The following is a 21,534-nucleotide window of genomic DNA, read 5'->3' on the forward strand; positions in this document are numbered from 1 at the left end:
CATGCCCGGCCTGCCCGCCACCGCGATACCTACTGGCCGCTCCCCCGAGGGTCTGCCGGTGGGAGTGCAGCTCATCGGTCCGATGTTCGAGGACCGCACCCCGCTGCGGCTGGCCGAACTGCTCGAGCAGAAGATCGGCGGCTTCCAGACACCGAAGTAGGGCTCACGATCGAGCCCGGCCATGCTGACTCCACCTTCGGCGATGACCCACTGTCCATGTTCGCAGCGGATGCTGACAAGCGAAGCCCAGAAGTCCCGATCATCGGCAAGCGGATATTCGACTGCCGCTGTTGTCCCGATTTCCTCGAGCAGAGGTTATTCGGCTTCGGAACTCCACGCCGCAGGCTTGCGCGGGAGCAATCGGGCCTTCCACAGCCGGCGATAACGTGCTGCACAACCTTCCGAACACACCGCCGTATAGTCCAGCTGCCCGCGCAGTTCCCACGGAAAGTACCGCATCAAGCCCGTGCCTCGGCATAGCTATCAGGTGAGCTACGACCGCTCGCACATCGGCATGAGCGCGCACTGCCGACGTCCCGAGCGGCACTGTGCGGCTTTCCCGACGGTGGGTGGGCGTCGTCGAGTTACTCGCGGACCTGAGCGTTCATCGTGGGATGCGTGTCCCCGCTATCCGCGCCCAGGCCCGCGAGCAGGCGCAGCCCGTCCTCGGTGGGGCTGCCGGGGGCCGCGGACAGCACCAGCAGCTCCATGCCTGATTCGTCCGGTAGTGCGAAGTTCTCCTGGTGCAGTTCCAGCAGTCCGACCAGCGGGTGCCGGTACGCCTTGCGTCCATGTGTGCGGGCGCGCACGTCCGCACGGGCCCAGAGGCGGCGGAACCGCTCGCTGCCCATCGCCAGCTCGCCGATGAGCGAGGCCAGGCGGGGATCCTCGGGGTATTTGCCGGCGGCCAGACGCAGGTGCCCGACCACGTCGAGGGTGCAGTTCTCCCAGTCCGCGTAAAGTCCGCGCTCGGCCTCCTCGAGGAAGATGTGCCGGGCGGTGTTCAGGCCCGGCATCGCCGCGCCGTAGAGGAGCCCGGCGAGGCGGTTCCCGGCGAGCACGTCCAGGCGGTGGTCCATGATCAGCGCGGGTGCGTCGGCGACCAGGTCGAGGACACGCAGCAGCTCCGGTCGGACCCGCCCGCCCGGCGTCTTCGCGCGGCGGCGGCGCTGGCGGGCGAGCCGGTAGAGGTGCCCGCGTTCGGTCTCGTCGAGGCCCAGGACGCGGGCGAGCGCATCGAGGACCTGCTCGGAGGGCTGGGTCGCGCGGCCCTGCTCCAGGCGTACGTAGTAGTCGACACTGACTCCGGACAGGTGCGCGACCTCTTCGCGGCGCAGCCCTTCGACCCGGCGGTGCCTGTCGGTGGGGATGCCGACGGCCGCCGGGTCGACCCGGGAACGCCGGGTCCGCAGGAAGCCCGCAAGATCGTCCATGTCCCCAGTATGGGCTCGGTGGTGCCGGTGAAGGTGGTCCTGCCGTTACCAGGAAGTCCGGTCCGATGGAAGAGGCGCCCCTGAACGCCGGGCACTGCGGCGCCCAGGATCGAAGGCACCTGATCCGAAGGAGTTCTGATGAAGACGCTGATCGTCTACGCCCACCCGGAGCCGAAGTCGCTCAACAGCTCGCTGAAGGACCTCGCGGTGTCCACATTGGAAACTGCCGGGCACGAGGTACAGGTGAGCGATCTGTACGCGATGCACTGGAAGGCGGTCGTGGACGCCGCAGACTACGGCCCCGACGCCTCGAGTCCGCTGAAGGTCGTTCTGGACTCGGGCCGGGCCTTCGACGCCGGGACGCTCACCCCGGACGTCCTCGCCGAGCAGGAGAAGCTGCTGTGGGCCGATACGATCATCTTCCAGTTCCCGCTGTGGTGGTACACGATGCCCGCGATCCTCAAAGGCTGGGTGGACCGGGTGTTCACCTACCACTTCGCGTACGGCGTCGGCGAGCACAGCGACACCAGGTACGGCGAGCGCTTCGGCGAAGGCACCCTCGCGGGCAGGAAGGCTCTCCTGTCGGTGACCGCCGGTGGCCCCCAGGCGCATTACGCCGCTCGCGGAATCAACGGCCCCATCGACGATCTGCTGTTCCCGATCCACCACGGCATCCTCTACTACCCGGGCATCGAGGTGCTGCCGCCGTTTGTGTTGTACGGCACCGACCGGATGACCGGCGAGGACTACCCGGACGTCGCCAAGGCCTGGGAGCAGCGCCTGCTCACCCTGGAGTCGACCGAGCCGATCGCGTTCCGGCGGCAGAACTTCGGTGACTACGAGATCCCCTCGCTGCACCTGAAGGAGGGACTGGAGGCCGCCGGCCGCACGGGTTTCGGGCTGCACGTGCGCGGCTGACCGCCGACGTTGTAGCGAGAAGTTGCGAACCTGACTACTCGCGCCAGGGTGTCACGCATCGGCTGCTTGTCCCGCGTGAGCGGCTAGCCGCTCCGGGTGCCACGTCAGCTGAAGGGCTGCCATCGCATTCGCGCGCTCGTCGATGAGGCTCATACGGGCCTGCCACTCCTCGGCGCGGTTGTGATCCGTCTTGGCTGTCTCCTGGCCGGGCCACTTTCGATAGAGGAGTCCGACCTCTGCATCGAAGAATCCGGTCGAGAGAATGCTTGCGGCGATCAACATTCCTGTGTCGTCCGACCCTGGGACGCCCATCCACCCTCCGACGGCTGTCACGAGTGGTCGACGGATACATACGGTTGTCGGATGGACGGGTAGGCGGAAGTTGTGCGCACGCCAGTGATCCAAAACGACGCCCGGGTTCAGCTTGCCGTGCGGTGGATCGTGGTCGAATCCCACAGTTGAGCCATCTGGCATGAGGTCGAGTAGACGTGAAGTCGTCCATCCGATTTCGGGTGACGCGAGGTTTCGAATATCGCGGATCAGAACGTTCGGCGTGAGGATGTCGTCCGCGTCGAGGTTCTTGATCAGCTCTCCGCGGGAGTTGGCCAGCGCCAGATTTCGAGTGAGCGCGACGCCTCCCTTTCGGCCGGTGTGGAAGAAGATTCGGTCGTCGAGCTGTCCCAGTATTTCCCTGGCGATGCCGGTGTCACCGTCTTCCTGAATCACCCACTCCAGTCGCCAGCCCGGCGGGAGATCCTGTGTCAGGACAGACTCGCACGCGGCTTTCAGGTGCTCTGGGACCGGCCGGTAAACCGGTGTGATCACGGAGATGGTCCGGTCCATGTCAGCTCCAACGTGCGAGGTTCTTCGTGAAGACCAGCTGCGTGCGGTCTCCCGGCAGAATAACGTCCGCCACTTCCACGACTCTGCCTGTCGTATCGATCGAGAGCTTACGCAGGTCGAATACCGCGACACCCTCCGATGGGATTCCGAGCTCCCGAGCCTCGGCGGCAGTTGGTGCGCGCGCCTCTACCTCCTCGGTGATGGACGCAAGTTCAATGCCGATTGTGGCGAGCTGGTGCTGTGTGCCGCCGGGCCACGGCTCATGGGAGTCGTCGAGCAAATCCGGGTTCGCCTCTACTATCTCGTAGACAAGGTACGAATGGATGAGGCTGAACGGCAAGTCCTCGGAGCGGTGCCGGGTTCGATATGTGCGCTGAAGCAGCGTGGTACCTGGCGGTACAGCAAATGCGTCCGCGAGATCGTCGCTAGCTTCAATGGTCGTGTAGCGCGCACTGAACACGAGATCCGGCATCGAGAACCCTGTGTCGTGCTCCGTCGCGCCCGTTGACCTGCGAACTGACTCCGGCTCACGGACTCGGTTCTTCTCCCACTGGTACCGCTCATCGGTCCGGCGGACCTTGACGCGTGGCGTTCTGACGTACGTGCCGACACCATGCCGCGCTTCGATGAGACCCTCATGCCGTAGTACCGCCAATGCCTGCCGAACGGTTGGGACGCTCACTTTGAATTGCTCGGTCAGCGCGGCCTCTCCGGGCACGCGGTCTCCGGGTTGTAGCTCTCCGCGTTGAATGTGCTCTCTCAGCTGATCTGCGATCAGCTCGTACTTCGCCGGCATTTGGCCGCCTATCCTCGCGTGCCCCTCTCAGCATAAGTCCTTATCAGGGCTTGATATCACGTGGGCATGTCTTCCTGTTCTACTTGGGACAGTCCTATAGAGAACATGCTGAGGACGGGTCGAGCAGTGCGTTGACTCGCGAACCACAGCGTGCCGCGAATGGCTGTCGGGCTCGGAAAGAAGCCCCGAGTCCGGCACATGCGTAGCGATTGTGATCGGTCGCGCTGCCGGGTCCTCGGGGCTTCCGGCTCATCTGGAAGGCCGGAGGTCGCCGCGGAGGGGAGACCGGGTCGAGTTACCGCCGACGCGGCTGGCGGGACGCGATGCTGCTCACGGGGCTGCTTGTGGTTGCGCGGCCCCGTGGGCAGCGCACGATCACCCGTGTAGCTGCACAGCGGATACGTCCACACCCAGTCCGTTCTCTCCCGGCGGCGAGCCCGCCAGCGGCGAGTTGTCGAGGTATCGGATCTCGTAGACCCGTTCGGTGAACTTCCAGCCGTCGGCTGTTCGCCGGTAGCGATCGTGGTAGATCGCGTAGTTCACATGCGAACTGCCGCTTTTCAACCGCCCGAGTTCACAGATGTGGGCGCGGCCGGTGGCGGCGTCGCCGTCGATTTCGATCGCGCCGGGATGGGTGTGCTGAACGAAATAGTCCCAGGCGTCCTGCATCAGCCGCATTTTGGTCTGGAATTCGGTGCGGCCGGCGAGTTCGATACCTGCGTCGGGGATGCGTAGTACGGCGTCGTCGGTGAACAGTGATGCCAGGCGGTCGAAGTCGCGCATCATCACCGCGTCGGTGAATTCACCGCCGAGCGCTTCGATCTCGACACGGTCGGCGAGTGAACGAAAGTCATGTGGTGTCAGCATGATTGGCTCCTCAGGAATTGATGAGAGTGATTTCGGCGCCGGCCTGCCGCAGCGGCGCGAGTGCGGTGCTCCATGCGACAACCTGCTCCAGCAGCGTGTTCAGGGCTGTGGCGTGGCGGTCGCCGGGTTGGAAGACGGTGTAGTTCTCGAAATCGGTGAGCACTGAGATCTCCACCTGACGGCTCACGTCGGCCATACCCAGCGTGCTGCAGACCATCCGTAGCTGCACCACCGCGCGGGCGCCGCCGCCCGCGCCGTAGGAGACGAATCCGACCGCCTTGTCGGTCCATTCCGCGCACAGGTGGTCGATGGCGTTCTTCAGCACCCCGGGGGCGCCGCCGTTGTACTCCGGGGTCACCACCACGAAGCCGTCGAACGGGGCGATCCGCTCGGCCCAGGCGCGGGTGTGCGCATGCACCGACGGGCCGTGCATCGGCGCCACCGGCTCGTCGAGGTGCGGTAGCGGGTGGTCGCGCAGGTCGATCAGTTCGAACTCGGCGTCGCCGCGACGTGATGCCGTGTCCAGAACCCACCGGGCGACCTGCGGGCCGTTGCGGTTGGGTCGGGTACTGCCGAGGATGATGCCGATTCTGATCATGTCCGGGACTCCTGCTCTGCTGAAAGTGTCACGACCTTCCGACGACGCAGCCGGCCGGAATGTCAGGCCGTCTCACAGTTCGGGTCGCTGTTTCGTCAATCAAGTGAGGTGTCTCATCGATCGAAGGAGTCGAACATCATGACCGACCCGCAACTGCGCTCGATGGTCAGCGAACGCCGGCAGCTGATCAATCTCGCCTACCGGCTGCTCGGCTCGCTGGCCGAAGCCGAGGATGTGGTGCAGGAGACCTACGCGCGCTGGTACGCGCTATCCGAGCGGCAGCGGCAGGATGTGGCGGCGCCCGGCGCTTGGCTGACGACGGTCGCGGGCCGCATCTGCTTCGATCTGCTCGGCTCGGCGCGAGCCAGGCGGGAACGCTACGTGGGCGAATGGATTCCGGAGCCGGTACCCGACCGTTCCGAATGGCTCGGTGGTCCCGCCCCCGCCGATCCCGCCGATCGGGTCACCCTCGACGAGTCGATCAGTATGGCCTTCCTCGTCGTGCTGGATTCCATGACGCCGGCCGAGCGGGTGGCATTCGTCCTGCACGACGTCTTCCGCTACTCCTTCGCCGAGATCGCCGACGTAGTCGGGCGTACCCCTGCGGCCTGCCGCCAGCTCGCCTCCTCTGCCCGCCGCCGCATCCGCACATCGCAGGGTCCGTCGCGCACCCAGCGGGCCGACGTGGTCAGGGACTTCAAACTGGCCTGGGAGACAGGAAATATCGAGGCGCTGATCGGTCTGCTCGATCCGAAGGCGACCGCGACCGCCGACAGCGGCGGCCTTGCTCCGGCTTTCCGCCACCCGATCACCGGCGGCGAGCAGATTGCCCGCGCCTGGATCGAAATCGCCGCCCGAGCCCCCGAGGTGACGCTGGTCGAGCGCACGGTAAACGGCCAACCCGGCCTGGTGGCACAGCTCGCCGACACCATCGTGTCGGTCTACGCCTTCGACATCGCCGACGGTCGGATCACTCGCATCTGGGCAATCCGCAACCCGGAGAAACTACGGCCTTGGAAAGCAGGCTGAATTGCGGTGATCGCGCGAGCCTTACGCATCGCGGTGAATCCGGTGATCCAGTGTGCCGCGCAGGGAAGAATAGCGCGAGGTGCCCCACCAGCTCGTGGACCGGCAGAACTCATCCGGGTGCCGGACAGGGCTCAGCTGTGGGCGACTTCATGCTGATACTGGGGCAGGTGGCCAGTTCTGCGGCTCGACATTCGCCGGCCTCTCCGCGACGTTCTGATCCCAGTCGAATTCCGGTGCAGGTGGGCCCCACCGTAGGGGGCCGTCGAAAACGACGCGCTCGGAACCGAAGTCGGTGTTCGCGAAAGTGGCCGGACTGGTGAACGTCACTCTGCTGAACCCAGTGGGGCCGTTGAACGTCGCCTCGGCGAACCGCGCGTCGCCGTTGAACGTCACTTCTTGGAACCCGGCGTGGCCGTTGAACGTCGCCTTGCCGAACCCAGCGACGTCGTTGAACGTCGCCTCTTGGAACTCGGCGCGGCCGTTGAATGTCGCCCCGCGGAATACGATGTCGCCATTGAAAGTCGCGTTGTCGAATCGGGCGTGGCCGTTGAACGTCGCCCGGTAGAACCCGGCATCGTTGAACGTCGCTCCTTCGAACCCGGCGTGGCCGTTGAACGTCGCCCGGTAGAATCCAGCGTCGCCATTGAATGTGGTTCCTTGGAACGCGGCGCTGTCGTTGAACGTGATCTCGCTGAACCGAGCGCGGCCGTTGAAGGCCGCGTCATCGAATGCGGCGGGGCCGTTGAACGTTGCCCCGTCGAACCCGACGGGTCCGTTGAACGTCGCTTTGTCGAACCCCGCAGTGTCGTTGAATGTTGCCTGGTCGAACCAGGTGAGGCCGGAAAAGGTAGCGGCGGTGAAGGTGGTCTCCTCCAATTGAGCGCCGCGAAAGTCGAAATTGCTTGTCGACCAGCAGTATTCGACCTCAGGCTGCAGACGATCGGCGATGACGCGGACAATGGTTCGACGGACTTCGCGGTCGTTCTGCCGGTACTCGATGTGCTCTTCGGTTTCGCCGCCGTCAACATCGGGGATGGTGGTCACGAGTTTGGTGCGGCCGCTGCTGCCATGGCCGGGGTCGTAGGGCAGGCGTAGATAGCCGCAAAGGACGTCGATGCATTGCTGGCGGCGCAGGCCGTCGCATTCGTCGGCGGCACCGGCCATCGCGTACACCCCGGCGATCCGGACCGCGACATCGGTCGCCCCGAGCTGGCCGGCCGCGGCACCGAAGCGTCTTACGAACCTGCTCTGCTCGATGTCACGCTGGCGGCGGTAGGCGATCACCAGCGCGACGACTCCGCCGATCCCGGCAACGATGGTCAACGAGACACGGGTGATATCGATCGGCGCGGCCTCTGCTTCGCTAGCGGGCACGATCCGGTGCAGGAACCCGTAGGCTGCGACGGCGACAGCCAGGCCGGCGCCGAGCGCCGAGCCGACGGCCGGGAACAGTCCGAGCCGTCCCGCGCGTCGGCTGATTGTCTTGTTGCTCTTACCTATCCGCGCACGCAGCGCGGTCGTTGTCTTGCGCGCTTTCGCGCCGACAGCTCTCACCCTCCTCGGCATCGCTCGATTGTGATCGATGCCGACGCGTCCCGCACAGAACTCCGAAGGTTCGCCACTGTGGACGCCGGACTCGACCGATTTCTCGCCGCTGGCCGAGGGACGCCCGCGTCCATTGCTGCCGCGCTGTCGGTGTCTCGGAGCGGGATACCTTCTACCGGGGAGTAGCAGCCTATCGTTCGGAATGGGGCGTATTGGTGCCGTGCTCCTGGTCGGAGATCAGAGTCGCTGTTCTACAGAGGTTCTGAGCTTGGAATACTCCCCCTTGCGCTTTCGCCGGGCGCAGGGGGAGTATTCGCTGGGCGAACGAGTGAGCGTCGGAATTCGCTCGCGTGCCGTGGGCGGCAGGTCATGGCCTCGCGAAACAGCGAGACCAGCTGCCCACCTCGTAGCTCAGCCCGATCCGGCGCGTGAGTACGCCATTCAGCCGCAGTGCACTTTGAATACCTGCCACTTGTCGTTACCGATGAGGCCGCCCCAGTCGATGCATTCGCCCTTTGCCTCGACTTTCACCGGACCCGCGAACTCGGTGTATTTGGCGTCGTCGATGACCACGTCGCTATGATCCCGTGACGGCCGCAGCCCGGCGCCCATCCGCACGGGTTGCCCTGGCTGGTTCCGGACGGTGACAACGCAATTCGTCTTACCGTTGTAGGTGAGGAACGCGGTGGCGCCGTCGAGGGCGTGCGAATCGATCACCTCATATCCCTTGCCGCACTGCCCACCGTAGGTTGCCGCGGACGCGGTCGCGGGGAGGAATACCGTCAACCCGGCAGTGATTCCGATTACGCTCGCGCACAAAGCAACTGCCTTCTTGACATTGATCATGAGAGACCTCTTCCTCTTGACGTGCAGTCTCGCGCTACGCGGGTAGCACAAGATCTTCGAACGACGCTCGACGCTACAAACCAACGTCTACGCCGAATCCCTACTGGTGAGGGCTTACCAAGAGTCACGCTCTGCACCACACGATGGTTCACGCTGTTGTGAGATTTCCCCATTTTCCCTGGCTGCACGTGGAAGTTTCAGACGACCGCAGCCCACTCGCACCGCCCGAATGTGATTCCATCTTCGTCCGAATCCTGTCATGTCAGTGGTCGCAACTGTCGCGCGAGAGGACTCGAACGTGTCATGCGGTCGTGTGCGACATCGGCAGACAGGTCTCACCCTTGGTGGTGTTTTGCTCACCCCTTGGGGAGCCGACCTCAGCACTCGGGGGCCTGATACCGGCGACGAATACGGCGGATAGTTGGACAAGTCACCGCCAGCGAACCGGAGCCTCCGATGTCGATCTCCAGCACCACCGTCACCTCGGCAGAACGTCGTGCCACGGTCTCGACCGAAGACGGTGTGGCACTTGCGGTTCGCGAATACGGCCCACTAAATGCCGACCTCACCGTCGTGCTCTTGCACGGACACTGCCTGCGCACCGAGTCCTGGATCTACGTCCGCGACGCGCTGCTGCGCCGCTACGACGGCGCCCGGGTTGTCTGCTATGACCACCGCGGCCACGGCGACTCCTCCGCAGCGTCCCGGCAAACCTACAACCTCGAGCAGCTCGGCTACGACCTGCGCGATGTTCTCGACGCTGTCGCACCCACCGGACCGGTCGTCCTCGTCGGCCACTCGATGGGCGGCATGACCGCGCTGACCTACGCCAGCCAGAACCCGCACGAGATCGGCACTCGCATCGTCGGCGTCGCACTCATCGCGACCGCCGCGAGCGGGCTCGCCGACACCGGCTTCGGCCGCCTCCTGCGCAACCCGGTCGTTTCGGTATTCCAGGCTGCCGTCCGACGTGCTCCGGGTGTTATGCACCACGCAAAGCTCGTGGCCTGCAAGGTCTTCGCCCCAATCGTCCATACCGCCGAATTCGGCGACCGCAAGGTCAGCGCTCGCGTGCTCGCCCTGGCCAACGCGATGCACAACGAGACGCCGATCGTGACGATGGCGAGCTTCTTGAGTGCCTTCATGGTCTATGACCAAACCGACGCGCTTGCTGTTCTCTCGAAGATCCCGACGTTGGTGCTGTGCGGCTCCGCCGACCTGATGACGCCCCCATCACAATCCGTTGCGATGGCCGCCGCCGTCGAGTACGCGGATTTCGTGATGGTCGAAGGCGCCGGTCACTCGGTGATACTCGAGCAGCCGAGTCAGGTTGCCGAGGCCATCGCTCGCCTGGTGACACGAGCAAGCGGTACCGGCGAGGACACTTCCCTCGCACTCGTCGCGTAGTCCGCTCTGACACTTGTGCGCAATCGTCGAGGTCGGTGTGAGCCTGGCCACATGGAACGGTAGATATCGACGCGCGAGCCTCCCACTACACCGCATAACACCGCATAGCCCTGCCGGTTCGATCGACACCACCGCGACCGGGAAGGGGATCCGGTCCGCTCCGTCGCCAACAGCTTCTGTTGTCATCGCCGCCGGATTCGCGGTCGGCGTGCTCTTCCCCGGCGGCGCTGTTCTAATTGAGCGGCATCCTCGGTCGCGGCTGAGGTGGGTCGTTGCGCTCGATGGATAGACGTCGACGGCCGGATGTCGTTCTGGCTCGCTGAGTCTGGAACACTCCATCATCGGAAAGGTTCTTGCTGATGATCCGTCGTTTCACGACCCTCGCGTCCGCCGCGGCGCCGCCGGTGGACGATTTGGTGGCCGGCGCGCTGCCGGACCGGGTGCAGATCGCGCATGAGCGGTTGGCGCACCAGGACGATCCGGCGCTGCTGGAAGCGTTGTCGGAGCGTGAGCTCGCCGCCTCCCGCGAGTTGGCCGAGCTCGTGCGTGACCACGAACGCTACGAGCACCGGGCACGTATCCAGGCGGCCGCTGATGCCGCGGAGCGAGTGCGCCGCACGGCGGCCGCCTTGGCCGAACGCGAAGCCGCGGACCTACTGCGCGCCGCTGAGGCGATCGGGGAGCAGCGACGCAGCAGCAGTCCGCACGCGAAAGTGGCCCGTCTGCACCAGCGTAAACCGCGTGTGCTGGGCCTGCTCGCCGGTGTCGTGGCGTTTTCGATGCTGTTCTCCGCGGTCACCGTGCAGCAGAACATCGCGCCGACCGGCGGCATGACCAACCCGATGTGGTGGTTGTCCTACGGCCTGGAAGCCTTGATCAGCGCGGTACTTGTCGCGCTGATGCTGTCCACCGGCGATACCGCCGAGTGGGGTGTGATCGACAGACTATGGCAGATCTACACCGTCGAGGGCGTTCTGCTGACAGCGAGCATCGCGCTGAATACCTTCCCCTACATCAAGATAGGCGACGTGACCGGTATCGGGATCCACGCGATCGCGCCGATCATGATCGGCGTCGCGCTCGTCACCCACCGGCTCGTCGCCGAGCGATACGGACGCGCGATCGAGCAGGCGACTGCTGCCGTGCCCGACCATGAAGACCTCCAGGCCCGGCTCGCGGCGCTCACACAGGTCGGCGGCGCCGGGAACCAGATCCTGCCGAGTATCCTCACCCCGCAGCCCACGACCGCTCGCCGCGCTACGGAGCACGCCGCTGGTGCTGCAGAGCACCCCGCCGACGCTACGGAGGTCTCCGCGGAACAGGCGCTTCTGGTGCGGCAGCCCGCCGATGCTGTCGGGCGCGAACGGAGCACTCCAGCTGCCACCGCGGAGCACCCCACCGCCGATCCCGCTGCCGCGATGTCCGAGCAGATGATCACCGAGCTGGTGCTGGCCACAACGCCGACCTCAGCGGCCGAGCCGGTTCCCGGGGCGAGCCCGAGCGGTCGGGAAGCGTCTGTCGCCGATGCGGGTGAGGCTCAGCTGGATGCGCGTTTGGAGGCGGCGTTACGCCAGACGCTCGCCCATATACAGATCAGTGGGCAGGCGCCGCCGGCGCCGATCGTGCATCCGGCGGAGCGCTCCGATTCTGTAGAGCACGAACGCAGTGCGCCTGCTTCCTCAGCGGCAGAAGACGAGCATGTCGTGCGCGCGGAGACAGCAGAGCTGCACCCCGAGCCGATCGCGCGCGCCGTGCGAGAGCCGACGCGCGCGGCCGACGAACGCGCACTGACCGCGAGCGAAACCGATCGCGTGCCGCGTGCGGAGCAGGCCGCACCGATCGCGGCCGAAGACACCTCACCGATCGGGCGCGAAACCGGAGACCCCACCCCCGCCGCGCCCGCGCAGCACCCGGCCGACGAGCCCGAACCCGCGCATCCGATCGCCGATCACGAATTGCCTGAGCAGGGAAGCGACCACGGGCGGCTCGCCGCGCACCACGTGGACTACGTCGGCGACAACCATGTCCCGATCACGGATGACGAGCCTGCCACGCCCTCCGCGGTCTCTCCTGTCTGGCTCACCAACCTCATGCGCGGAAGCACTGCGCGCCGCGTGTGAACGAGGCGGCAAGGCTGCTTCGGACGGTCACCCGACCTGCCCGCAGCCGAGGGCAGTGCGCGAGGTCCCGAAGTCGGACGTCGCTCGGGAACCTGGCCTCGCCCGCCGGCCGGCGAACAACGGTCTCGACGTCCTGATCACCGAATCATCCGCACGCCACCCGGATGCGTTGGCGGAGAAGTTCGCCGAGTTGGAACGTGTCCCGTGGCCGAGCGGGCTGATCTCGATCAGCGCCTTCGTCAGCACCGATGACACGACCGTACTGACCTACACGCAATGGTCGAGTGCCCGTGCGGACCGGAAGTACGTCGCTGGCGTCACCGGCGTCGAGCCGACCGAGTATCGGCTGTATCGCAGCAATATGCGCGAGGATTCGTCGATCCCGGGTGCATCGTCGTGGTCGGCGTCGAGTTCGACGGCATCGACAGGCAGCGACAAAGACAGTGGGTCGACACGGTATTCGAGGCGATGGAGGAAGAGACCGAGCCGCACCCGGGCGGGATCGCCGGTCATTTCCACTGTGGCCACGGATGACATCGATCTTCCCGCTCTATGATTCCTACGAGGCGAAAACCAGCCCCGACATCCCACTGGTGATCATCGAGGGGCAGGCCGGATAGCCATTGTTGCTGATGCGGTGGGAACGGGCAGCCATTGCGTGGCGGTTGCCATCCGAACCGACGGCGATTCGGTCCGTTATCCGGTCTCAGGTCGGTCGGTCGACGGATTGTCTGGCAGCGTCGGGTTTGCCTGCAGCGCAGGTAGAACGTAACGCCGCACGTAGCGCAGGACTGCCGCGGTGTCGTCGGGGTCGATCGTCTCGCCAGGCACCGTGCCGAGGCTGATCAGGAACCGAGCCACCCACTCGGAGGCCTCGGCGAGGTCATGGCCGGGGTGGATCTCGCCGCGGGCCGCCGCGGCTTCGACGTAGGGTCGCCAGAAGGCGGCGAGATCGGGCACGAGGCCGGAGACACCGGCGCCCGCGCACGCCGCGAACTCCTCCGGTTCGGAGATGCGCAGCCGCATGAGCAGCGCGCCGGGGTCGTCGTAGGCGCCGCGCCCGATGCGGACGCCTGCGGCGACTTGCTCGGCGAACGTGCCGATGGTGTCGAGTTCGGCCCTCGCGTCGCTCCAGAACGTGTCGGTCAGCCGCACGATCGCCGCACCGAGCAGTGACACCTTGTCCGGGAAATGCCGGTACAGCCATGCGCGTGAGACGCCCGCCTCCTCGGCGACCTCGACGACGGTGGTGGCGCGGATTCCCTTGCCGGCCAGTAGCTTCTGGGCGGCGTCGAGTAGTCGATCCACCACTGTGGCCGTCGGTGCCTCGGTCACGCGCCTCGCTTTCGGTAGAGCGTCGGAACCACCGGGTTTTGCGAAAACCGTAGCAAATAGTGGACAGATCTGAGAATCTGACTATTCGTAGACAGAATGTGCAATCTGTCTACACCGGCGCGAAGGGATTGAGGATGTATCAACCGCGGACCGCGGTCATCGGGGCCGGCATCAGCGGTTTGACCGCGGGCAAGATGCTCAACGACTACGGCGTGCCATATGTGTGCTTCGAATCGTCCGACCGGGTCGGCGGCAACTGGGCATTCGGAAACCCGAATGGGCGCAGCAGCGCCTACCGCTCGCTGCACATCGACACCTCCAAGCATCAGTTGTCTTTCCGGGACTTCCCGATGCCAGCGGACTATCCGGACTTCCCGCACCATACACAGATAAAGCAGTACCTCGACGACTACTGCTCGGCGTTCGATCTCACGAGGGCCATCGAATTCGAGAACAGTGTCGAGCAGGCCCGTCGCCTTCCCCGCGGTGGGTGGGAACTCGAGACCGAGCGCGGCGAGGTCCGGCGCTTCGACCTGCTGGTGGTTGCCAACGGCCACCACTGGGACCCGCGCTATCCCGACTTCCCGGGTGAGTTCACCGGCGAGACGCTCCACGCGCACCACTACATCGATCCGCGGACTCCGCTGGACTTCACCGACCAGCGAATCCTCGTGGTGGGACTCGGTAACAGTGCCGCCGATATCGCGGTCGAACTCTCGTCGAAGGCGCTCGGTACCAAGCTGACGCTATCGACCCGGTCCGGCGCCTGGATCGTGCCGAAGTACATCGCGGGCCGCCCGGCCGACAAGTACTACCGCACCAGTCCCTACATTCCGTTCTCCTGGCAGCGCAAGATCGCGCAATGGGGTCAGCCACTCACCGCGGGACGGCCGGAGATGTACGGACTACCCACGCCCAATCACAAGTTTTTCGAGGCGCATCCGACGCAATCGGTGGAACTTCCGCTACGGCTCGGCTCGGGCGACGTGATCCCCAAGCCCGATATTGCCCGGCTGGACGGGGAAACCGTGCACTTCGCAGACGGGACCTCCGACGACTTCGACGTCATCATCTACGCCACCGGATACAACATCAGCTTCCCGTTCTTCGACCCGGACTTCATCAGCGCCCCGAACAACCGAATCGACCTGTATAAGCGGATGTTCGCGCCCGGGATCGACGATCTGGTCTTCGCCGGCTTCGCCCAGGCGACGCCGACCCTGTTCCCGTTCGTGGAATGTCAAGCCCGCCTGATCGGCGCCTACGCCGTCGGCCGGTACCGGTTGCCGGCACCGGACGAGATGCACCGCGTCATAGTCGCCGACCAGCAGCGCTACACCGGGCACATGCTGGATCGGCCTCGGCACACCCAACAGGTCGACTACTTCCTCTATGAACACGACATGCGGGTGCGTGAGATACCGGCCGGGGCGCACCGTGCCCGCACCCAAGGTCCACCGGAGTGGGCGCGGGTGGCTGAAGCGCTCGACGTGAATACGGGGGTTCGGCAGTGAATACGAGCTATCGGCAGTTGAGCTTCGATTCGAACGGGACCAATTGTGACGCATGGTATTTCACCGACCAATCGGTGAGCCGGTTCGAGCGGTCGACGGGCCGACCCGTGGTAGTCATGGCCCACGGTTTCGGCGGCACAAAGGATTCCGGTCTCGAGCCCTTCGCTCAACGCTTCTCCGATGCCGGTCTGGCCGTCTTCGCCTTCGACTACCGCGGATTCGGCACCTCGGCGGGAGAGGTGCGGCAGAAGGTGTCGATGTCCGGGCAGGTCGAGGACTATCGAGCCGCTGTCGCAGCGGCCGCGCGGCAGCCAGGGGTCGACCCGAATCGCATTGTTTTGTGGGGTATTTCGCTATCCGGGGGGCACGCCATGATGGTCGCCGCCGACCGTACGGATGTGTGCGCGGTCATCGCCGTTGTCCCGCTGGTCAACGGCTTGGTGGCTGGGCGGTACGCGCTGACGCAGGTCGGTGTGGGTGCGGTCGCGAGGTCGACGGTCGCGAGTGTGCGCAGTGCGCTCGCCGGTCGGGTGGGCCGACCTCGGACCATGACCCCACTGATCGGCCTGCCGGGTGAGCAGGCCGCGCTGACGGCCGACGGTTACTACGAGAGCTATCTCTCGCTGGCTGGTCCGTCCTGGCGCAACGAGGTCGATGCTTCCGTCGGCGTCGAACTCGGCAGTTACCGCGCCGACCGGCGGGTGGACCGTATCGGCGCACCGGTGCTGGTCCAGATCGCCGATTTCGATCGAGCGGCGCCACCGCAGGCGGCGGCGAAAGCGGCGTTCAAGGCGCGTGCCGAGGTCCGTCACTATCCCTGCGACCATTTCGACGTTTTCGCCGGTAGAGAATTCTTCGAACCGGTCGTTGAGCACCAACTGCATTTCCTTCGGCGAAAACTGCTCGACGGTGCGGCGGCGGAGAACGCGGTTCGAGTAGTAGGGGGGTCGGCATGACCGCCCGGTTCTGGCCGTCGGTGGATGGGTGCGGTGGGCATCGGGCTGGCCCACAGTGCACACCTTGGTGGTCGAGGGGTGGATGATCGACGTCGACGTCGACGCGGTCGCGGATAGGCCGTAAGAGGTCGTGCCTATCGGTGAACTCGCTCGAGCGCTGGGGTCGATCAACCCAGCGCTGGGAAGGGTGCGAATCGGCCATCTCCACGGTGATCAGCGCAAACCAGGTGAAATCGGGGCCGTCGACATGTCGCCGGTCGCGGCACAGAGTGTGGCGGGTAGGTCTGATTCATCCGTCGCACAACGATTTTCGATACTCTGACTGCACCGGTCCCTGGGACGAGAGGGAGCTCATGACGATTCCCGTTGGTGCACCCGGCTGGTACGAGGCGTGGTCACCCGAGCAACGTCGAGCGACCCTCTCTCTCGCGCAGTCCAAGCTGCGCTGGTCGGTGTTCTGGCTCGGGGCGGCGTTGGTCGGGGTGGTGCTGGCCGTCGGCTTGGCCACTACCGGCAACCCGGTGATGCCTGACCCGTCCTTGCTCGCTCCGCCCGCGCCGATGGTGATCGCGCTTGTCTCGTTGGGTTTCGACATCGTCGCGCTGCTGCTGAATTGGTCGGGCTGGCGTCGGGTGCGCGCGGTGTTCGCGGGTAGCGCGCCGGCGGCCACACTGCAGGGGATGCGAGCACGGACGGCGGTGGCCGTTCTGCTCGCACAACTGGTTGGCATGCTCGCGATGGTCTGGGTGGCCATGTACCCCTGGGTGACGTTCACCGAGGAAGGGACTGAGGCGATTACACCCGTGACGGTCGCGACCGCCGCCGTCGTGGCTGTTCTCCTTCTGGCCTGCGGCTTGGCGCCGTCGTGGTTGCGGGTCAAACTTTACCGAGTACGGTCCACCGCCTGAGTCGCACCAGCGCTTGGGAGGCCGGACGGGTGTGGAGCCAACGGCCGAAGTGTCAGCGCAGGTCCGGCGGCCGCGGCCAGGGGTTGTCTTCAATGTGCTCGACTGATTGGTTGAATCGCGCGATGAGCCTGCTCAATTGATCGACGTCGGCGTCGGCCCAGTCGGCCACAACCGAGCCGATGCCCTGGCGGCTCTGTGCTCGATCCGCGGCCAGCAGTTCCAGGCCCTTGGCGCTGGCGCGGATCTTGCGGGCGATGCCGCCGTCGGGGTCGGGCACCCGGTCGACCAGTCCTTGTTTGAGCATTGCCCCGACCTGGCGGTTGATTGTCGAGATGTCGAGCTGAAACGCCTCGGACAGCTCGCGCAGGCTCAGCGGGGCGTCGAGCTCGAGCCGGGTCAGGATCAGATAGGCCGATCGGTCCAGCTGGAAGCCGGGGCGGCGCGGCAGGGCGGCGGGGAAGTGCCTGGCCAGTAGCGACAGCTCGAAGGCCAGGCGAGTGAGCGCTGTGCTGTCGGCGAGACCGGAATCGGACATGGCGACACTATGTCGCGTGCATCACGTCGATATCAAATTGTGCGGGATACACGCCATATGTCACGTACACATCCTCATCGCGATGGCAGCGGCATCGGCCGCGATCGGTCCGACCGCGCGGTTTACGCGTCTGTGTGCGCTGCCCAGGTCGCGAACCCGGGCGGGGGCCGCGTCTCCTGGGCGGCGATTCCGCGTGCCTGGCCACGGTATCTGAGGACGCGTCGACTCAGCGCGCGGTGACGAATCCCTGGGCGACCATCCAGTCCCGCGCCACCTCGGCGGGCTCGCGCCCGTCGACGTCGACCTGCCGGTTGAGTTCGGTGATGGCTTCGTTGGTGAGGCGCTGGGAGATCGGCGCCATGACGGTGGCTACCCGGGGATGTGCGTCGGCGAACTCCTTGCGAATCACCAGCGCCGCGTTGTACTTCGGGAAGAAGCGGCGATCATCTTGCAGCAGAACGAGATTCAACGCGGATATGCGGCCGTCGGTGGCGGCGACGGAACCGAAGCGGCACTGCTTTCCGTCGGCGGTGGCCTGGTAGACCACAGCGTCCTGGACGATCTGCTTGCGCACCTTGCCTGGGTCGATCTCGTACTTGCGGGTCAGGCCGGGGAAACCGTCCTGCCGGACGTTGAATTCGGTGCCCACGCAGATGGCGGCCGTGGCTGGGTCGGAGTCGACCAGCCTGGCGTAGTCCGACAGTGTGCGCACCCCGGTCTCCTGCGCGGTCCGGGAGCTCATGGCCAGCGCGTAGGTGTTGTTCATCGGCGCCATGTCTGCCCACACCATGCCGTGCGCGGCGAGGTCGGCGTCGCGGACCGTCTCGAACTGGCCGACCTCGTCCGGTACCGGCGTCTCGTTGCCGAGATAGTTGACCCAGCCGGTGCCGGTGTAGTCGTAGGCGACGTCGATCTGCCCGTGCAGCTGGGCGTCCCGCATGCTGTTGGAACCTTGGATGTTCGTCAGGTCGCGCACGTCCGCGCCCGCCGCCGACATGGCGAACTCGATGAGATACCCGAGGATGTTCTGCTCGGTGAAGTCCTTGGAACCGACGATGACGCGCACGCCCTCGAGTTCGGGCACCGGCTCGATACTGCCTGGGCCGACCCGCAGCGGCACCACACCGCCGGATTGCAGCCCGCAGGCGCCGACCAGCGCCAGGCCGAGCGCGAGCGCGACGGTGCGCCAGACCCGGCTCATCTCAGCCCCCTCGGCCCGAGAAACTCTTCGGCGAGCGCGCCGAGCCAGTCGACCAGCAGCGCCAGCGATACCGCGAGCACGGCCCCGACCACCAGGGTGACGTTGTCGCGCAGCTTGTAGCCGGTATCGATCAGGATGCCGAGACCACCCGCGCTCACCAGGAACGACAGTGTCGCGGTGCCGACCGCCAGCACCAGCGAGGTGCGCAATCCAGCCAGAATGTAGGGCACGGCAAGCGGGAATTCGATGCGACGCAGCACCGTGGCCGCCGACATCCCCTGCCCGCGCCCCGCATCGATCAGTGTCCGGTCCACCTGGTCGTAGCCCAAGATCGTGTTGCGCAGCACCGGAAGCAGTGAATAGAACGCGATCGGCGCGACGCCGATCCAGAAGCCGGTCGTGCGGGTGGCGAGGTAGCACAGCACGATCAGGCCGATAGCGGGCGCGGCCGCGCCGATATTGGCGATGCCGACGAAGAACGGTCCGAGACGGCGAAACCCGGGCCTCGTGAGCAGCGTGCCGAGCGGGACCGCCACCGCGATGACGATCAGCACCACCGTCGCGGTGATCAATACGTGCTGCCACGTGACGGTCGCGACATTGGCGGCGTTGAGGCTGGCCTGCTGTGTGGTGGTGAGGTCGCGTGCGAACGCCCACACCAGCACGCCCGCGGCGAGCACGAGAACGAGCACGGGCTGGACGAACAACCGGATACGCTCGGCCCGGCGCTGGGCGGCGGGTGACGTCGTGGCGGTGGTGGCCGTCATGATGTGCCGTCCGTTGCGACGCGGTCCGCTCCGTGTTCCGCGCGCAGGGCTGACAGGTGTGCGACGAGGGTGTCGATCGTGATCAGCCCGACGTATTCGCCGCGCGTTCCGGTGACCACCGCGGTCGCGGTCTGTTCGGCGAGCAGCGCTTCGAGAGCGTCCTGCAGGGTCGACTTCAGCGACAACGTCGTGCCGATCGGTGATCCGATGTCGCGCAACGAGTTCGCGTGTGTCAGCTGCTCGGCCGACACCCAACGCTGCGGGCGGTGGTGGCCGTCGAGCACCAGCGCCCACGGCCAGTCCCGGTTGGCGAGCATGTTGCGCAGATCGTCGGCCGGGTCTTGCTCGGCGGCGGTGGGGCACTGGCCGAGTTCGACATCCCGGACGCGGGTCAGCGTGAGCTGCTTGAGCGAGGCGTCCGCGCCGACGAAACCGGCGACCGTCTCCCCGGCGGGATCAGCCAGGATCGCGGCAGGTGTGTCGTATTGCAGAATCCGGGACTGGTTGCCCAGCACCGCGATTCGATCGCCGAGCTTGACCGCCTCGGTAAAATCGTGGGTCACGAACACGATGGTCTTCCCCAGTTCGCTTTGGAGGCGCAGCAACTCGTCCTGCAGCAGACCCCGGGTGATCGGGTCGACAGCGCCGAACGGCTCGTCCATCAGCAGCACGGGCGGGTCGGCCGCCAGCGCCCGCGCTACCCCGACGCGCTGCTGTTGGCCGCCGGACAGCTGGCGCGGGTAGCGGCCGCGGTAGGTGTCCGGGTCGAGGCCGACCAGCTCGAGCATTTCGTCGACCCGTGCTCCGATTCGCTTGCGGTCCCAGCCGATCAGGCCGGGAACGGTCGCCACGTTCTTCGCCACGGTCAGGTGTGGGAAGAGCCCGGCTTGCTGAATCGAATAGCCGATGCCACGCCGCAGCCGGTCGGGATTCATCGAGGATGCGTCGCGTCCGCCGATCGTGATGGTGCCCGAGGTGGGCTCGATCAGCCGGTTGATCATCCGCATGGTGGTCGTCTTGCCGCAGCCGGACGGCCCGACCAGGACCACGATCTCACCCGCCGGGATGGTCAGCGAGACGCTGTCCACGGCGGGGTCTCGTTGGCCAGGATAGTGTTTGGTGACCGAGTCGAGCACGATCTCGACGCCGGACACAGCCGATGCGGCAGTGTCGGTGTGAGTTTCGGTGTCAGTCACGAATTCCCCTCGAGGTGGTGAGCCGTCCGACCAGGACGTAGATCCCGTCGAGAACGAGTGCGAGCACGACGATGAGGATCGTGCCGACCAGGGCCTGCGGCACGGCGTTCGGGCTGCCGAGCCGTGCGAGTCCGGAGAAGATCAGGTTGCCGAGACCAGGGCCCTTGGCGTACGCGGCGATCGCGAGGATGCCCATGATCATCTGCGTGCTCACCCGCATTCCGGCCAGGATCGCGGGCCAGGCGAGCGGAAGCTCGATGCTGGTGAGCATGCGGAGCCGATTCATCCCGACGCCGCGTGCCGCGTCGGTGACGGCGGGATCCACCGAGGCCAGTCCGAGGATGGTGTTGCGCATGATCGGGAGCAACGCGTAGACCACGAGTGCGCTGATTGTCGGTGCGACGCCGAGACCGAGGACCGGGATCAGCAGGCCGAGCAGTGCGAACGACGGAACGGTGAGCACCGCGCTGGCCACCGCGGTCGCTATCGAGGAACCGAGCGGGCTGCGGTACACCAGAATTCCGATCAGCACCGACACGGCCGTGGCCAGCAGGACCGATTGCACCACCGCCGAGACGTGCAGGTAGGAGTCGACGAGCAACTGGTGTCGTCGGTGTACGACGAATGTCCACAGCGTGTCCAGGGCCGGACCTCCCCATCGCCTGGTTTCCTCGGAGACTGACGCGATTCCGCGCGGCCGGATGGGATCCCGGCTCGTAA

Annotated in this window: 21 protein-coding genes; 7 read left to right on the plus strand and 14 right to left on the minus strand. The window is 65.9% G+C overall.

The features are described 5' to 3' along the window. Nucleotides 1–584: 584 nt before the first annotated feature. Nucleotides 585–1,433, minus strand: a complete 849-nt coding sequence (locus AB4Z47_RS20370; protein ID WP_441952892.1) for a helix-turn-helix transcriptional regulator — start codon at nt 1,431–1,433, stop codon at nt 585–587. Nucleotides 1,434–1,571: 138 nt separating this feature from the next. Here AB4Z47_RS20370 and AB4Z47_RS20375 point away from each other — a divergent pair, with 138 nt between their 5' ends. Further along, entirely contained in the window at nt 1,572–2,351 is a 780-nt protein-coding gene (locus AB4Z47_RS20375) for an NAD(P)H-dependent oxidoreductase (RefSeq protein WP_441952893.1), read from the plus strand. A gap of 51 nt (nt 2,352–2,402) precedes the next feature. Here the strand turns inward: AB4Z47_RS20375 and AB4Z47_RS20380 are convergent, their stop codons facing one another. From AB4Z47_RS20380 to AB4Z47_RS20395, 4 genes are all read right to left on the minus strand, one after another. After that, the gene (locus AB4Z47_RS20380; RefSeq protein ID WP_441952894.1) at nt 2,403–3,194 is read right to left on the minus strand and encodes a glycosyltransferase family 2 protein; all 792 of its coding nucleotides are present in this window, start codon (nt 3,192–3,194) and stop codon (nt 2,403–2,405) included. A gap of 1 nt (nt 3,195) precedes the next feature. Then, nucleotides 3,196–3,990, minus strand: a complete 795-nt coding sequence (locus AB4Z47_RS20385) for a GntR family transcriptional regulator (RefSeq protein WP_441952895.1) — start codon at nt 3,988–3,990, stop codon at nt 3,196–3,198. A 375-nt stretch (nt 3,991–4,365) separates the two neighbouring features. Continuing rightward, nucleotides 4,366–4,857 carry a nuclear transport factor 2 family protein gene (locus AB4Z47_RS20390; protein ID WP_441952896.1) on the minus strand — a complete coding sequence of 164 codons (492 nt, stop codon included), beginning with the start codon at nt 4,855–4,857 and terminating at the stop codon, nt 4,366–4,368. A gap of 10 nt (nt 4,858–4,867) precedes the next feature. Next, the gene (locus AB4Z47_RS20395; RefSeq protein WP_441952897.1) at nt 4,868–5,455 is read right to left on the minus strand and encodes an NADPH-dependent FMN reductase; all 588 of its coding nucleotides are present in this window, start codon (nt 5,453–5,455) and stop codon (nt 4,868–4,870) included. 138 nt (nt 5,456–5,593) lie between these two features. Here AB4Z47_RS20395 and sigJ point away from each other — a divergent pair, with 138 nt between their 5' ends. Then, the gene (gene sigJ, locus AB4Z47_RS20400; protein WP_441952898.1) at nt 5,594–6,484 is read left to right on the plus strand and encodes an RNA polymerase sigma factor SigJ; all 891 of its coding nucleotides are present in this window, start codon (nt 5,594–5,596) and stop codon (nt 6,482–6,484) included. A gap of 147 nt (nt 6,485–6,631) precedes the next feature. On the opposite strand, the gene AB4Z47_RS20405 is transcribed toward sigJ, so the two are convergent. Both AB4Z47_RS20405 and AB4Z47_RS20410 read right to left on the minus strand, forming a co-directional pair. Continuing rightward, nucleotides 6,632–8,050, minus strand: a complete 1,419-nt coding sequence (locus AB4Z47_RS20405) for a pentapeptide repeat-containing protein (protein ID WP_441952899.1) — start codon at nt 8,048–8,050, stop codon at nt 6,632–6,634. Between the two features lie 420 nt (nt 8,051–8,470). Then, on the minus strand, nt 8,471–8,875 hold the full coding sequence (locus AB4Z47_RS20410) for a hypothetical protein (protein ID WP_441952900.1): 405 nt from the start codon (nt 8,873–8,875) through the stop codon (nt 8,471–8,473). A 456-nt stretch (nt 8,876–9,331) separates the two neighbouring features. On the opposite strand from AB4Z47_RS20410, the gene AB4Z47_RS20415 reads away from it, so the two are divergent. Together AB4Z47_RS20415 and AB4Z47_RS20420 are read left to right on the plus strand one after the other, a co-directional pair. Continuing rightward, nucleotides 9,332–10,282, plus strand: a complete 951-nt coding sequence (locus AB4Z47_RS20415; RefSeq protein ID WP_441952901.1) for an alpha/beta fold hydrolase — start codon at nt 9,332–9,334, stop codon at nt 10,280–10,282. A gap of 359 nt (nt 10,283–10,641) precedes the next feature. After that, nucleotides 10,642–12,402 carry a hypothetical protein gene (locus AB4Z47_RS20420; RefSeq protein ID WP_441952902.1) on the plus strand — a complete coding sequence of 587 codons (1,761 nt, stop codon included), beginning with the start codon at nt 10,642–10,644 and terminating at the stop codon, nt 12,400–12,402. Nucleotides 12,403–12,669: 267 nt separating this feature from the next. Here AB4Z47_RS20420 and AB4Z47_RS20425 read toward each other — a convergent pair whose 3' ends face one another. Both AB4Z47_RS20425 and AB4Z47_RS20430 read right to left on the minus strand, forming a co-directional pair. Further along, complete coding sequence (locus AB4Z47_RS20425; RefSeq protein ID WP_441952903.1) at nt 12,670–12,930, minus strand: hypothetical protein; 261 nt, start codon at nt 12,928–12,930, stop codon at nt 12,670–12,672. A 168-nt stretch (nt 12,931–13,098) separates the two neighbouring features. Further along, entirely contained in the window at nt 13,099–13,737 is a 639-nt protein-coding gene (locus AB4Z47_RS20430; RefSeq protein ID WP_441952904.1) for a TetR/AcrR family transcriptional regulator, read from the minus strand. Between the two features lie 134 nt (nt 13,738–13,871). Here AB4Z47_RS20430 and AB4Z47_RS20435 point away from each other — a divergent pair, with 134 nt between their 5' ends. From AB4Z47_RS20435 to AB4Z47_RS20445, 3 genes are all read left to right on the plus strand, one after another. Next, nucleotides 13,872–15,251: a flavin-containing monooxygenase gene (locus tag AB4Z47_RS20435; RefSeq protein WP_441952905.1), complete on the plus strand. Its 1,380-nt coding sequence runs from the start codon at nt 13,872–13,874 to the stop codon at nt 15,249–15,251. Further along, nucleotides 15,248–16,207: an alpha/beta hydrolase gene (locus AB4Z47_RS20440; protein ID WP_441952906.1), complete on the plus strand. Its 960-nt coding sequence runs from the start codon at nt 15,248–15,250 to the stop codon at nt 16,205–16,207. Before AB4Z47_RS20435 ends, AB4Z47_RS20440 begins: the two co-directional genes overlap by 4 nt. A gap of 353 nt (nt 16,208–16,560) precedes the next feature. After that, the gene (locus AB4Z47_RS20445; protein WP_441952907.1) at nt 16,561–17,115 is read left to right on the plus strand and encodes a hypothetical protein; all 555 of its coding nucleotides are present in this window, start codon (nt 16,561–16,563) and stop codon (nt 17,113–17,115) included. Nucleotides 17,116–17,167: 52 nt separating this feature from the next. Here the strand turns inward: AB4Z47_RS20445 and AB4Z47_RS20450 are convergent, their stop codons facing one another. The 5 genes from AB4Z47_RS20450 to AB4Z47_RS20470 form a co-directional block, all read right to left on the minus strand. Continuing rightward, on the minus strand, nt 17,168–17,650 hold the full coding sequence (locus AB4Z47_RS20450) for a MarR family winged helix-turn-helix transcriptional regulator (RefSeq protein ID WP_441952908.1): 483 nt from the start codon (nt 17,648–17,650) through the stop codon (nt 17,168–17,170). Nucleotides 17,651–17,876: 226 nt separating this feature from the next. Then, nucleotides 17,877–18,851 carry a glycine betaine ABC transporter substrate-binding protein gene (locus AB4Z47_RS20455; RefSeq protein ID WP_441952909.1) on the minus strand — a complete coding sequence of 325 codons (975 nt, stop codon included), beginning with the start codon at nt 18,849–18,851 and terminating at the stop codon, nt 17,877–17,879. Next, nucleotides 18,848–19,618 (minus strand): ABC transporter permease, encoded by a 771-nt coding sequence (locus tag AB4Z47_RS20460; RefSeq protein ID WP_441952910.1) that lies wholly within the window; start codon nt 19,616–19,618, stop codon nt 18,848–18,850. The genes AB4Z47_RS20455 and AB4Z47_RS20460 overlap by 4 nt, the downstream gene beginning before the upstream one ends. After that, complete coding sequence (locus AB4Z47_RS20465; protein WP_441952911.1) at nt 19,615–20,814, minus strand: ABC transporter ATP-binding protein; 1,200 nt, start codon at nt 20,812–20,814, stop codon at nt 19,615–19,617. The genes AB4Z47_RS20460 and AB4Z47_RS20465 overlap by 4 nt, the downstream gene beginning before the upstream one ends. After that, a complete protein-coding gene (locus AB4Z47_RS20470) occupies nt 20,807–21,457 on the minus strand; it encodes an ABC transporter permease (protein WP_441952956.1) in 651 nt (216 codons plus the stop codon). Before AB4Z47_RS20470 ends, AB4Z47_RS20465 begins: the two co-directional genes overlap by 8 nt. Between the last annotated feature and the right edge of the window lie 77 nt (nt 21,458–21,534).

This window comes from Nocardia sp. 2TAF39, from assembly GCF_052114905.1.
Classification (GTDB): Bacteria; Actinomycetota; Actinomycetes; order Mycobacteriales; family Mycobacteriaceae; genus Nocardia.

What these genes read in the sequence shown, in the direction of transcription:
- AB4Z47_RS20450 (WP_441952908.1), bottom strand. Translation starts at nt 17,650, where the DNA reads ATGTCCGATTCCGGTCTCGCCGACAGCACAGCGCTCACTCGCCTGGCC.
- AB4Z47_RS20415 (WP_441952901.1), top strand. Translation starts at nt 9,332, where the DNA reads ATGTCGATCTCCAGCACCACCGTCACCTCGGCAGAACGTCGTGCCACG.
- AB4Z47_RS20445 (WP_441952907.1), top strand. Translation starts at nt 16,561, where the DNA reads ATGACGATTCCCGTTGGTGCACCCGGCTGGTACGAGGCGTGGTCACCC.
- AB4Z47_RS20455 (WP_441952909.1), bottom strand. Translation starts at nt 18,851, where the DNA reads ATGAGCCGGGTCTGGCGCACCGTCGCGCTCGCGCTCGGCCTGGCGCTG.
- AB4Z47_RS20385 (WP_441952895.1), bottom strand. Translation starts at nt 3,990, where the DNA reads ATGCCGGCGAAGTACGAGCTGATCGCAGATCAGCTGAGAGAGCACATT.
- AB4Z47_RS20410 (WP_441952900.1), bottom strand. Translation starts at nt 8,875, where the DNA reads ATGATCAATGTCAAGAAGGCAGTTGCTTTGTGCGCGAGCGTAATCGGA.
- AB4Z47_RS20395 (WP_441952897.1), bottom strand. Translation starts at nt 5,455, where the DNA reads ATGATCAGAATCGGCATCATCCTCGGCAGTACCCGACCCAACCGCAAC.
- AB4Z47_RS20420 (WP_441952902.1), top strand. Translation starts at nt 10,642, where the DNA reads ATGATCCGTCGTTTCACGACCCTCGCGTCCGCCGCGGCGCCGCCGGTG.
- AB4Z47_RS20370 (WP_441952892.1), bottom strand. Translation starts at nt 1,433, where the DNA reads ATGGACGATCTTGCGGGCTTCCTGCGGACCCGGCGTTCCCGGGTCGAC.
- AB4Z47_RS20460 (WP_441952910.1), bottom strand. Translation starts at nt 19,618, where the DNA reads ATGACGGCCACCACCGCCACGACGTCACCCGCCGCCCAGCGCCGGGCC.
- AB4Z47_RS20380 (WP_441952894.1), bottom strand. Translation starts at nt 3,194, where the DNA reads ATGGACCGGACCATCTCCGTGATCACACCGGTTTACCGGCCGGTCCCA.
- AB4Z47_RS20435 (WP_441952905.1), top strand. Translation starts at nt 13,872, where the DNA reads ATGTATCAACCGCGGACCGCGGTCATCGGGGCCGGCATCAGCGGTTTG.
- AB4Z47_RS20405 (WP_441952899.1), bottom strand. Translation starts at nt 8,050, where the DNA reads ATGCCGAGGAGGGTGAGAGCTGTCGGCGCGAAAGCGCGCAAGACAACG.
- AB4Z47_RS20375 (WP_441952893.1), top strand. Translation starts at nt 1,572, where the DNA reads ATGAAGACGCTGATCGTCTACGCCCACCCGGAGCCGAAGTCGCTCAAC.
- AB4Z47_RS20390 (WP_441952896.1), bottom strand. Translation starts at nt 4,857, where the DNA reads ATGCTGACACCACATGACTTTCGTTCACTCGCCGACCGTGTCGAGATC.
- sigJ (WP_441952898.1), top strand. Translation starts at nt 5,594, where the DNA reads ATGACCGACCCGCAACTGCGCTCGATGGTCAGCGAACGCCGGCAGCTG.